Genomic DNA, 12,254 nt, shown 5'->3' on the forward strand with positions numbered 1-12,254 from the left:
CGAGTATGGTGGACAAGGAGTTATCTTCATGACGAATACTCACCCCATTCTGCGCGGCGCCAAGTTCGTCGTGTTCCTCGGTGCAGCGCTCGCGTTGGCAGCCTGCGCCAATAAGCCCGGTGCCGGCGGTGCTGGTGGTGCTGGCGGATTCGGTTCTGGCGTTGGTTCGGCGAGCCCGGGCAGCGCCCAGGATTTCGTCGTCAATGTCGGCGACCGCATCTTCTTCACGACCGACCAGACCGAAATTTCGAACGCCAACCGCGCGACCCTCGACAAGCAGGCTCAGTGGCTGCAGCAGTATCCGCGCTACCAGGTCACGATCGAAGGCCATGCCGACGAGCGCGGCACGCGTGAATACAACATCGCGCTGGGCGCACGTCGCGCCACCAACACCAAGAATTATCTCGCTTCGCGTGGCATCAACCCCGCTCGTATCCGCACGATCTCCTACGGCAAGGAACGGCCTGTCGCCGTTTGCAATGACATTTCCTGCTGGTCGCAGAACCGTCGCGCCGTCACCGTGCTGAACAACGCCGGCTCGTGATCTCGGTCCACCATACGGTTTGACGGAAACGGCGGCCTCTGGCCGCCGTTTCTGTTTGTGCGACGCCGCAATTTGGCCGAACTCGACCCGCCCAGATAGAGTGAGACGCGATGCGGCGGGTCCGACCCGCGACGATCCTCCAACGGATGGGCTGATGAAACACAGAATTCCAATCCTGACCGCGGTGCTGTTCGCAGCTGGACTGACCTTCGCCACGACGGGCCCGGCCGATGCCGGCTTGTTCGATCGGCTGAAGCGCGGCCCCGAAGAGCAGGTCCCGCCCGGCGGCGTCGGCGATGGCGGGGTTTCTTCGGCGCAGGCGTCCCAGAACGAGGGGCAGGCAGGCATGCGCATGGACCGGATCGAGCAGCAGATGCGCGACATGACCGGCCAGATCGAACAGCTGACCTTCCAGGTGCGCCAGTTGCAGGAGCAGCTCCAGCGTGCCCAGGGCGGCGCGGGCGATGCCGGCAAGCGTTCCGAGGCGCCGCCGCTTCGGGCGCGCGTTCCCTCTCGCGCCGCGGAGGCTCCGCCGCCAGCCGCCGCTGGTGGCGATCCGATCAGCGAGGCGATCGGTTCGACCGATGGCGAGATGGAAGGCAGCGTGCCAGTCGGGCAGGGGGCTCCGCCCCGCGCGCTTGGCCAGCTGTCGATCGACCCGAACGCGCCGATCGATCTTTCGCAGGGCGGCGGCGCGCCAGCCGGCGACGTTCCCCCGCCCACCGGCAGCGCGCGCGGCGACTATGACGCTGCCTATGGGCTCGTGCTCAAAGGCGACTATGACGTCGCCGAGACGTCCCTCCGCCAGTTTCTGCAGCAGTATCCGCGCGATCCGCTGGCGGCCGACGCGCAGTATTGGCTCGGCGAGAGCCTTTTCGCCCGCCAGGATTTTCGCGGTTCCGCCGATGTGTTCCTCGCCGGCTACAAGCAGTACCCCAAGAGCGGCAAGGCGCCCGACATGCTGTTGAAGCTGGGCATGTCGCTTGCCGGACTGAATCAGCGCGAAGCCGCCTGCGCCACCTATGCCGAAGTCCTCAAGCAGTACCCGAAGAACTCGAATTCGCTGATGCAGCGGATCAAGCAAGAACAGGCCAGTGCCAGCTGCTGAGACCTCGTCGTGGATTTCTGACACGGCACTCGAGGCGCGGTTCGCGCCGTTTGCCGAGGTTGGCCATTTGGCACTCGCCGTCTCCGGCGGCGCCGATTCCCTTGCCCTACTCCTCCTTGCCCAACGCTGGCGCTCCGCCCGTGCGTCCGGTCCGCAACTGCTGGTGCTGACCGTCGATCACGGCCTTCGTCCCGAATCGGCAGCCGAGGCGCGCTTCGTTGGCGAGGTCGCTGCCCGCTACGGGCTCGCATTCCGGTCACTGCGCTGGGAAGGCCCCGCGCCGACCGCCGGTGTCGAGGCGGCGGCCCGGGCCGCGCGCTATTCTCTCCTGCTGGATGCAGCGCGCATGGAGGGAGCCACCCGCCTCGCGACCGCCCATCATCGCGACGATCAGGCTGAAACATTCCTGATGCGGCTGGCGCGCGGGTCCGGCGTCTACGGGCTCGCCGCGATGAGCTCCGATGTCGACCGTGATGGCATCCGGCTGGTTCGTCCGCTGCTCGATGTGCCGCATGAGCGGCTGGTGGCGGTTGTCCGCGACGCCGGCCTGACCGCCGTCGAAGATCCCCACAATGCCGATCCCGGCTTTGACCGCGTTCGCTTTCGCCAGTTGATGCCGGTGCTGGCAGCCGAAGGGCTGGACGCGGCGACGCTCGCCGCTACCGCGCGCCGCCTTGGCCGCGCTGCGGCGGCTCTCGACACCTATGTCGGGCGATTGTTTGCTGAAGCCGCGGAGGTCGACGCCTATGGCGCGGTCCGCCTCAAGGCAGATGGCTTGTGTGGAGAGCCGGAGGAAGTTCGCCTGCGGGCGCTTGCCCGGATCGTGCGCGCCGTTGGTGGCGGCGCCTATGTGCCGAGGCTGGAAAGCCTCGAAGCCCTGGAGGCGGCCATGCGCCGCGCCGCGCAACCTCCTGGCGGGGGGCAGGGGGAGGACAAGCTTGTCCGTACCCTCGCCGGTGTGGTGATCGATCTCCGGAAGGGCAGCTTCCGCTTCCAGCGCGAGCTGGGGCGGGCGGGATTGGCCGAAATTTCCATGCAATCGGGCTTTGCGGGCGTTTGGGACGGGCGTTTTGCGGTCCGCGCCACGCTCGCGGGCGACGGCTCGTTTACCATCGGCGCACTTGGACCGGAGGGACGGCGACAATTTGCCATCTGCGTGCCGAAGGGTATGCCGCGCGCCATCGAAGCGCTGCCCGCCCTACGCAGAAATGGCGCAATCCTTGCGGTTCCGGGCCTTGATGTCGCTGCGGAAACAGCGGCGGGCGTCCGCTTCGAGGCATCCTCGCTGGTTGCAGCGCGGATGCTGGAACCGGCCCGATCGACCGATTGAAGAGCCGGATCTAAACCATTGCCGCATTTTCCGCGCTTTCATTGCCATAGCTCATATTGGCTTAAGCGGTCGGGCCACCTATCTTAGCTTTCAAATGAGCGGCACCTCGGCCGCAATCCTGCCCTTGAAGGGATTCTGATGAACGCGAATTTTCGCAACTTCGCAGTGTGGGTCATCATAGGCCTGCTGCTGATCGCCCTGTTCAACCTGTTCCAGAACCCGGGTCCGCGTGCCGCCGGTCAGGATATTGCCTATTCGCAATTCCTGAGCGACGTCGACAGCGGCCGCGTCCGCAGCGTCGTCATCGCCGGACAGCAGATCTCGGGTAGCTACACGGATAATGGCAGCTTCCAGACATTCGCGCCCAATGACGCGGATCTCGTGAAGCGCCTCGAGAACAAGTCCATCTCGATCACGGCGAAGCCGCCGACCGAAGGCGGCACCTCGCTGGTCGGCGTGCTGATCTCGTGGTTCCCGATGTTCCTGATCCTCGCGGTCTGGATCTTCTTCATGCGCCAGATGCAGGGCGGTGCCGGCGGCAAGGCGATGGGCTTCGGCAAGTCCAAGGCCAAGCTGCTGACGGAAGCCCACGGCCGCGTCACCTTCGACGACGTCGCCGGTGTCGATGAAGCCAAGGAAGATCTGCAGGAGATCGTCGAGTTCCTGCGCGACCCGCAGAAGTTCCAGCGTCTCGGCGGTCGTATTCCGCGCGGCGTGCTGCTGGTCGGACCTCCGGGCACCGGTAAGACGCTGACGGCTCGCGCCGTTGCCGGCGAAGCCAATGTGCCGTTCTTCACCATCTCGGGTTCCGACTTCGTCGAAATGTTCGTCGGTGTCGGCGCGTCCCGCGTGCGTGACATGTTCGAGCAGGCGAAGAAGAATTCGCCCTGCATCATCTTCATCGACGAAATCGACGCGGTCGGTCGTCATCGTGGCGCCGGTCTCGGCGGCGGCAATGACGAGCGCGAGCAGACGCTCAACCAGTTGCTGGTCGAGATGGATGGCTTCGAGCAGAACGAAGGCGTGATCATCATCGCGGCGACCAACCGTCCCGACGTGCTGGATCCGGCGCTGCTGCGTCCCGGCCGTTTCGATCGCCAGGTCATGATCCCGAACCCGGACGTCATCGGCCGCGAGAAGATCCTGAAGGTCCACGCCCGCAAGGTGCCGATGGCTCCCGACGTCGATCTGAAGACGCTGGCACGCGGTACGCCCGGTTTCTCCGGCGCCGATCTGATGAACCTGGTCAATGAAGGTGCCTTGCTGGCGGCCCGCCGCAACAAGCGCATCGTCACCATGGCCGAGTTCGAGGACGCCAAGGACAAGGTGATGATGGGCGCCGAGCGCAAGTCGATGGCGATGACCGCCGAAGAGAAGCGCAACACCGCCTATCACGAGGCCGGCCACGCGATCATCGCGCTGCTTCTCGCCGGTACGATCGACCCGATCCACAAGGCCACGATCATTCCGCGCGGACGTGCGCTCGGCATGGTGATGACGCTGCCCGAATCCGATCGCTACAACTGGACCTATGAGAAGGCCAAGTCGCGCCTGATCATGCTGTTCGGCGGTCGCGAGGCCGAAATCCTGACCTTCGGTCCGGAGAAGGTCACGACCGGTGCCTCGGGCGACATCCAGATGGCGACCAGCCTGGCGCGCTCCATGGTGATGGAGTGGGGCATGTCGGAACGTCTCGGCCGTGTGCGCTACCGCTCGAATGAGCAGGAGGTCTTCCTCGGACATTCGGTCGCCCAGTCGACCAATATCTCCGACGAGACCGCCAAGATCATCGACGAGGAAGTGCGCAAGCTGATCGAAGAGGGTGAGAGCGAGGCACGGCGCCTGATCACGGAGAACCGTGACAAGTTCGTCGCCGTCGCTGAAGCGCTGCTCGAATACGAGACGCTGTCGGGCGAGGAGATCAAGAACCTCCTCGAAGGCAAGCCGCCGCTGCGCGATACCGGCGACGATGTCCCGCCGACGCGTCCCTCGGTGGTGCCGACGACCCGTCGCCCGAAGGGGGGCACCGGTCTCGAGCCGCAGCCGCAGGTCTGATCGAACTCGCATGAACACAAAAAGGGCGGAACCTCGCGGTTCCGCCCTTTTTCTTTGCGCGGATGCGCGGCTCAGGCGGCCTTGTTGATGGACGCCCCGATCAGGGTTTCGGAGTCGGTGATCGTCGCGCCATAGATCGTGCGCAAATATTCGATCGCCGCCGCGTTATCGACGCCGTCGAAGACGCAGACGCCATCCGTCGGAACTTCGATGCCATGGCCGCGAATGAAGGCGCCATAGCTCGAATGGCGGACGCAGTAATGGGTGTGCTGGCCGACGATCACCACGTCGGTGACGCCATAGCCCTGCAGGATCTCATGCAGGCCGGTTTCGTCGAAGGCGCCATAGAAGCGCTTCGGTGACACGATCTCGCGGGCCGCGCCGATCGGCGTCAGCGCGTCGATGACGTCGGCACCCCGGGTGCCCGCCATGGCATGTGGCCCCCAGACTGCGATCTCGGCGTCGTCGGCGCGATGCGCATCGTTGGAATAGACGACCATCCACTCCGGATTGTTGCGCGCGTGATCGATCAGCTTCGCGATGACCGGGACGATCTTCTATGCGTGCATTTCATTCTGTAGGACGCCCGAGTAGAAGTCGTTCAGCATGTCGACGATGATAAGGGCCTTCATAACCTGCTCCTGATGCGGGAAAGGAAGCCCCCATTGCCATCCGGCCTGGCGCAAGGGAAAGCACATTGCGTATCCCGCTGAAATATTCGACTGCCGAACCAATTGGCATCCAGTTTTTACGAATTGCTCAATGAAAACTGAACCTTATGGTCAATGAATTAGGATGGGCCCCGTCGCTGCCGACGTCGATCGCGTCGTCGCGGGCGGGCTTGTAACAACTGCTTATGATTTTTGAACTGTTTCGCCGCAATGCTGGTTTATGACTGCCGGCGATTAGGAGACGAATACGCATGGCACGCAAATTTTTCGGTACGGACGGCATTCGCGGCAAGGCCAACGCCTTTCCGATCACCCCGCAGCTCGCGTTGCAGGTCGGGATCGCTGCGGGGCTGGCGTTCCGGAATGGCGGCCATCGCCACCGGGTGGTGATCGGCAAGGACACGCGCCTATCCGGCTACATGATCGAGCCGGCGCTGACGGCGGGCTTCACGGCGGCTGGCATGGACGTGTTCCTGCTGGGCCCGATGCCGACCCCGGCCGTCGCCATGCTGACGCGTTCGCTGCGCGCCGATCTCGGCGTCATGATCTCCGCGTCGCACAACCCTTATGAGGACAACGGCATCAAGCTGTTCGGTCCCGACGGCTACAAGCTCTCCGATGAGACGGAGGCCAAGATCGAGGCGATGCTGGAGGAAGACCTTTCCGGTCGCCTCGCCGCGTCGCCGGACCTTGGCCGCGCCAAGCGCATCGACGGCGCGCAGGAGCGCTATGTCGAGTTCGCCAAGCGGACGCTGCCGAAGACACTGGATCTAGCCGGGCTGCGGATCGTGGTCGACTGCGCCAATGGTGCCGCCTACAAGGTGGCGCCGAATGTGCTCTGGGAGCTGGGCGCCGAGGTGATCACCATCGGTGCCGAGCCGAACGGCTACAATATCAACCTGGATGTCGGCTCGACGGCGCCGGATGCCTTGCGCCGGAAAGTGCGGGAGGTCCGCGCTGATATCGGCATCGCGCTTGATGGCGACGCCGACCGCGTCATCATCGTCGACGAGAATGGCGAGGTCGTCGACGGCGACCAGTTGATGGCCGTCGTCGCCCAGTCATGGGCCGAGGAAGGGCTTCTGTCGCAGCCGGGCATTGTGGCCACGGTCATGTCCAATCTCGGCCTGGAGCGCTTCCTGGGCTCGCTGGGCCTGTCGCTCGTCCGTACCAAGGTGGGTGATCGCTACGTCGTCGAGCACATGCGCCAGCATGGCTACAATGTCGGTGGCGAACAGTCGGGCCATCTGGTCCTGTCCGATTTCTCGACGACCGGCGACGGCCTCGTCTCGGCGCTGCAAATTCTCGCTGTCGTGCGCAAGACCGGCAAGCCGGTCAGCGAAGTGTGCCGGCGTTTCGAGCCTGTGCCGCAGATCCTGAAGAATTTGCGCTTCGGTGGCGGCAAGCCGCTGGAGAATGTGAACGTCAAGGCGGCGATCGCCGATGGCGAGGCGCGCCTCGGCCAGTCCGGCCGCCTGGTGATTCGTCCCTCCGGCACCGAGCCGCTGATCCGGGTCATGGCGGAAGGCGACGATCACGCTTTGGTTGAGGCGGTGGTCGACGACATCATCGGTGCGCTCAAGCAGGTCGCCTGAGCGGCCGGCCGTCGCACTTTTTTGACGCGTGGCGGCGGAGAAGGCTGCCGCACGTTTTCGGCTTCGATGATGGAATCCTTTCGCCTGTACTTCATCGATGCGAGAGGCTGTTGCGGTGCGTCTTTCCTTGCCTTGCGGAAGGTCAGGTGAATGCCGCCGATTATGCTTAACCTTCCGTTGCAACGGAATGATTGTGGTTAAGAGTTGTAGTTAATCCGATGTTAAAGGGTTCTGGTTGAAATTCCCGCCATGAGAGTTTCGGGATCGCGCGCGCCGTGGTCCGACCTTCGATGGGGGATAGGATGACCAAATCTCGGATAGTGGCTCTGGCGATCGCCGCAGGCCTTGGTTGCGGAATCTCGGCCGGTGCGGCTGTGGCGGCGGACCTGCCCTATGTGGAGCCTGTCCCGCTGGCAACAGGCGGCTGGTATCTTCGTGGCGCGATCGGCATGAGCAACCAGCGCCTCGACAACCTCGAGTATCAGTATTTCGAGGCGCCCGGTTATGCGACCTCCTGGATCAACGAGGGCGACTTCTCTTCCGCCCCGACCTTCAGCCTCGGCGCCGGCTACAAGTTCAACGACTGGTTCCGCGCCGACCTGACCGGCCAGTATCGCGCCAAGGCCAATTTCAACGCGACGCAAAGCGTCGTGGACCTGCGCAATCCTTCTGTTCCGGTCTACTACACGGACGATTATACCGCGCGTAAGTCGGAATGGCTGTTCCTGGCCAACGGCTATGTCGATCTCGGCACCTATCGCGGGATTACCCCTTATCTCGGCGCCGGCATCGGTACGTCGCGCAACACGATCTCGGGCTTTCGCGACGTGAATCCCGAACTCGGTGGATCCGGCTATGCAGACTCCAAGTCGCAGTGGAACTTCGCCTGGGCGCTGCATGCCGGCCTTGGCTTCCAGGTGACGGAAAACCTGATCTTCGATCTCGGCTACAGCTTCGTTGATCTGGGCAATGCCAAGACCGACACGGCCTACAATTCCGACCCGCAATGGTCGCGTGCGAACGATGGCTTCAAGTTCAAGAACATCACCTCGCACGACGTGAACTTCGGCATCCGCTACCAGTTCAACTGATATCTTCGCCGTCCTGAAAAGGCGCTCCGTGGCAGCACGGCGCGCCTTTTTGCGTTTCGAAGGGCAGCTGTCTTTCTGCTAGGCTCCCGGAGCCCTTGTTGGTGGCATGGGGAGCGGTGAATGCGGCAGCCCTGGATCATTCCGTTCGTCGTCGCGCTTCTGGTCGCTGCCAGCCTTTCGTGGGTGACGGCGGCGGATGCGACCTCCGACGAGGCGCTGATACGGGCACGGCTTCAAGGCTGGGCCGATGCCTTCAACGCGCGCGACGCCGAGGCTGCCTGCGACCTGTTTGCGGATGACGTGATCGCCACCGTTCGCGGAACGCCCGACAGCGGCAAGGCGGAGATATGCGGTCGCCTGCGCCACGCGCTGGCCAAGCCCGACCAGACCATGTCCTACACACCCGACATAGCGGAGGTGCTGGTCTCAGGCGATCTCGCGGTGGTTCGATTGACCTGGACGCTGAAGGTCGTGCGGGGCGGCAAGGTCGCGTTCTCGCAGGAGAAGGGGATGGACCTCTTCAAGCGAGACGCAAGCGGCACGTGGCGCATCCTTCGCTTCATCGCCTTCGCGACCGAGAAAGACGATTGAGCCCATTTGTCGCGGTTTGAGCGCGCTCGGTCCGGCGCGGCAGCCCTGCACGGCCCCTGCAACTCCAATCCGGGGTGGCGTCCAAGGCGACGCCCGGCGGCTTGAAAGGTCGCTTGCATTCCGTCCGGCCGAGGCGTAAACGCGTCGGCGGGACACGCCTCCCCAACGAGGCGCTTACTATCTGTGAGGATAGACTATGGCTGACTTCGCTACGCCCGCCCGCCGGCCGGTGAACCCGAACTATTCTTCCGGCCCCTGCGCCAAGCGTCCCGGTTGGACCCTTGATGCGCTCAAGGATGCGGCCCTCGGCCGATCCCACCGGGCAAAAATCGGCAAGACCAAGCTTCAAAATGCCATCGACCTGACCCGCGACGTGCTCGGCGTTCCCGCCGACTATCGCATCGGCATCGTGCCGGCTTCCGATACCGGCGCCGTCGAGATGGTGCTGTGGTCGATGCTCGGCGCCCGTGGCGTCGACATGCTGGCCTGGGAATCCTTCGGCGAGGGCTGGGTCACCGATGTCGTCAAGCAGCTGAAGCTGGAAGACGTCCGCACCTTCACGGCCGATTACGGCAAGCTTCCCGACCTGAACAAGGTCGATTTCGACCGCGACGTTGTCTTCACCTGGAACGGCACCACCTCGGGTGTCCGCGTTCCCAATGGTGACTGGATCGACGCCGACCGCGCCGGTCTGACCATCTGCGACGCCACCTCCGCCGCTTTCGCGCAGGATCTCGCCTGGGACAAGCTCGATGTCGTGACCTTCTCCTGGCAGAAGGTTCTCGGCGGCGAGGGCGCCCACGGCATGCTGATCCTCTCGCCCCGTGCGGTTGAGCGGCTCGAGACCTACAAGCCCGCATGGCCGCTTCCGAAGATCTTCCGCATGACCAAGGGCGGCAAGCTGATCGACGGCATCTTCATCGGCGAGACGATCAACACGCCGTCCATGCTGGCGGTCGAGGACTATCTCGACGCGCTGACCTGGGCGAAGTCGCTGGGCGGCTGGAAGGCACTCGCCGACCGTGCCGACGCCAACCTCAAGGTGCTGGCCGACTGGGTCGAAAAGACCGACTGGATCGACTTCCTGCCCGTCGTCGAGAACACCCGTTCGAACACGTCCGTCTGCCTGATCATCACCGATCCGGCGATCAAGGCGCTCGACGACAAGGCGCAGGCCGCTTTCGCCAAGGCCGTTTCGACCGCGCTCGACAAGGCCGGCGTCGCCTATGACATCGGTTCCTACCGCGATGCGCCCGCCGGCCTTCGCATCTGGGCCGGCGCGACGATCGAGGCATCCGATCTCGCGGTTCTCACCGAGTGGCTCGACTGGGCGTTCGCATCGCAGAAGGCCGCCCTCCAGGCCGCCTGATTTTCCAGCGCTTTCTGGCCGGGGCAATACCCCGGCCATCATTCCCATTCCCCGTTTGATGCGCCAGCTTGTCCCGTTGGCGTCATCCCCGCGAAGGCGGGGATCCATACAGCCCCAGGCTTCGGCTGAATGGATCCCGGATCTACGCTTCGCTTCGTCCGGGATGACGACCGATGGTGACGGCGGCGAACCCGAAGGAACCATTCAGCATGGCACCGCGCGTTCTCATTTCCGACAAGCTTTCCAAGACCGCCGTCCAGATCTTCAAGGATCGTGGCGTCGAGGTCGACTACCTGCCGGACCTCGGCAAGGACAAGGAAAAGCTGCTCGAGATCATCGGCAATTATGATGGTCTCGCCATCCGCTCGAATACCAAGGTGACGGAAAAGGTCATCGCTGCCGCGAAGAATCTTCGCGTCATCGGCCGCGCCGGCATCGGCGTCGACAATGTCGACATCCCGGCCGCGACCGCCAAGGGCATCATCGTGATGAACACGCCCTTCGGCAATTCGATCACCACGGCTGAACACGCCATCGCGATGATCTTCGCCACCGCCCGCCAGATCCCCGAAGCCAATGCCTCGACCCAGGCCGGTAAGTGGGAGAAGAACCGCTTCATGGGCGTCGAAGTGACGGGCAAGACGCTCGGCATCATCGGCTGCGGCAATATCGGTTCGATCGTCGCCGAGCGCGGCGTCGGCTTGCGCATGCGCGTCATCGCCTTCGATCCCTTCCTGTCGCCGGAGCGCGCCATCGATCTTGGCGTCGAGAAGGTCGAGCTGGAAGAGCTGTTCCGCCGCGCTGACTTCATCACCCTGCACACACCGCTGATCGACAAGACGCGCGGCATCATTGATGCCAAGGCGATCGCGACGATGAAGGACGGCGTCCGCATCATCAATTGCGCGCGCGGTGGTCTGGTCGTCGAAAAGGATCTGGCCGAGGCGCTGAAGTCCGGCAAGGTTGCCGGCGCCGGCTTCGACGTGTTCGAGGAAGAGCCCGCGACCGAGAACGTCCTGTTCGGCCTGCCCAACGTCGTCGCGACGCCGCATCTCGGCGCTTCGACCACGGAAGCGCAGGAAAACGTCGCTCTGCAGGTCGCCGAGCAGATGGCCGACTATCTGGTCAAGGGTGCTGTTTCCAACGCGCTGAACATGCCGTCGATCACGGCCGAGGAAGCGCCGCGCCTGACGCCATTCATCAAGCTCGCGGAGCAGCTCGGCTCGTTCGCCGGCCAGCTCACCGAGACGGGCATCACGGCGATCAAGTTCGAATATGAAGGCGATGTCGCGAACATGAACGTTCGCGCGCTGACGGCAGCGGCGCTCGCGGCGGTTCTGCGCCCGCAGCTGCAGTCGATCAACATGGTCTCGGCCCCGGCAATCGCCAAGGAACGCGGCATCGCGGTTGAAGAAGTCCGCCGCGAGCAGCAAGGCGCCTATGAAAACTACATCCGCCTGACGGTGACGACGGAGCGCCAGCAGCGTTCGGTGGCTGGTACGGTGTTCGGCGACGTCAAGCCGCGCATCATCCAGATCAAGGGCATCAACATGGAGGCCGAGCTCGGCCCCCACATGCTCTATGTCACCAACAAGGACAAGCCGGGCTTCATCGGCCGCTTTGCCAGCCTGCTCGGCGCCGAGGGCATCAACATCGCCACCTTCAACCTCGGCCGCCAGGCCGCCGGCGAGGATGCGATTGCGCTCATCGAAGTCGACGAGGCGATCTCGGATAGCGTCATCGACCGCGTCAGCGCGCTCGAAGGCGTCGTACAGGCCAAGCGCCTGTCGTTCTGAGACACGGCTTTCTTATCGGAATGAAGAGGGGCGACGGGCAACCGTCGCCCCCTTTTTTTGTTTTGGTCGGGGGGGGGGGCGTCGGTGCAGGGGGCGCGATCGGC

At 64.0% G+C, this 12,254-nt stretch carries 10 protein-coding genes; 9 read left to right on the forward strand and 1 reads right to left on the reverse strand.

Annotation, left to right across the window (positions count from 1 at the left end):
* Positions 1-28: 28 nt before the first annotated feature.
* From pal to ftsH, 4 genes are all read left to right on the forward strand, one after another.
* Positions 29-544 (forward strand): peptidoglycan-associated lipoprotein Pal, encoded by a 516-nt coding sequence (gene pal, locus OSH12_RS17920; protein WP_266344955.1) that lies wholly within the window; start codon positions 29-31, stop codon positions 542-544.
* 154 nt (positions 545-698) lie between these two features.
* Entirely contained in the window at positions 699-1,652 is a 954-nt protein-coding gene (gene ybgF / locus OSH12_RS17925) for a tol-pal system protein YbgF (RefSeq protein ID WP_266344956.1), read from the forward strand.
* Entirely contained in the window at positions 1,639-2,982 is a 1,344-nt protein-coding gene (gene tilS, locus OSH12_RS17930) for a tRNA lysidine(34) synthetase TilS (protein ID WP_266344957.1), read from the forward strand. Before ybgF ends, tilS begins: the two co-directional genes overlap by 14 nt.
* Before the next feature lie 138 nt (positions 2,983-3,120).
* On the forward strand, positions 3,121-5,037 hold the full coding sequence (ftsH, locus tag OSH12_RS17935) for an ATP-dependent zinc metalloprotease FtsH (protein ID WP_266344959.1): 1,917 nt from the start codon (positions 3,121-3,123) through the stop codon (positions 5,035-5,037).
* A 71-nt stretch (positions 5,038-5,108) separates the two neighbouring features.
* Here ftsH and OSH12_RS17940 read toward each other — a convergent pair whose 3' ends face one another.
* Entirely contained in the window at positions 5,109-5,591 is a 483-nt protein-coding gene (locus OSH12_RS17940) for a cysteine hydrolase family protein (RefSeq protein ID WP_323180686.1), read from the reverse strand.
* A gap of 368 nt (positions 5,592-5,959) precedes the next feature.
* Between OSH12_RS17940 and glmM the strand changes: the two genes are divergently transcribed.
* The 5 genes from glmM (at position 5,960) to serA (ending at position 12,150) form a co-directional block, all read left to right on the forward strand.
* A complete protein-coding gene (gene glmM / locus OSH12_RS17945) occupies positions 5,960-7,303 on the forward strand; it encodes a phosphoglucosamine mutase (protein ID WP_266344961.1) in 1,344 nt (447 codons plus the stop codon).
* 302 nt (positions 7,304-7,605) lie between these two features.
* The gene (locus OSH12_RS17950; RefSeq protein ID WP_266344962.1) at positions 7,606-8,394 is read left to right on the forward strand and encodes an outer membrane protein; all 789 of its coding nucleotides are present in this window, start codon (positions 7,606-7,608) and stop codon (positions 8,392-8,394) included.
* A 120-nt stretch (positions 8,395-8,514) separates the two neighbouring features.
* Positions 8,515-8,985 carry a YybH family protein gene (locus tag OSH12_RS17955; RefSeq protein WP_266344963.1) on the forward strand — a complete coding sequence of 157 codons (471 nt, stop codon included), beginning with the start codon at positions 8,515-8,517 and terminating at the stop codon, positions 8,983-8,985.
* A 196-nt stretch (positions 8,986-9,181) separates the two neighbouring features.
* Entirely contained in the window at positions 9,182-10,354 is a 1,173-nt protein-coding gene (locus tag OSH12_RS17960; RefSeq protein ID WP_266344964.1) for a phosphoserine transaminase, read from the forward strand.
* Positions 10,355-10,563: 209 nt separating this feature from the next.
* The gene (gene serA, locus OSH12_RS17965; RefSeq protein ID WP_266344965.1) at positions 10,564-12,150 is read left to right on the forward strand and encodes a phosphoglycerate dehydrogenase; all 1,587 of its coding nucleotides are present in this window, start codon (positions 10,564-10,566) and stop codon (positions 12,148-12,150) included.
* Positions 12,151-12,254: the final 104 nt, after the last annotated feature.

It is taken from the genome of Kaistia terrae (assembly GCF_026344005.1).
GTDB classification, from domain to species: domain Bacteria; phylum Pseudomonadota; class Alphaproteobacteria; order Rhizobiales; family Kaistiaceae; genus Kaistia; species Kaistia terrae.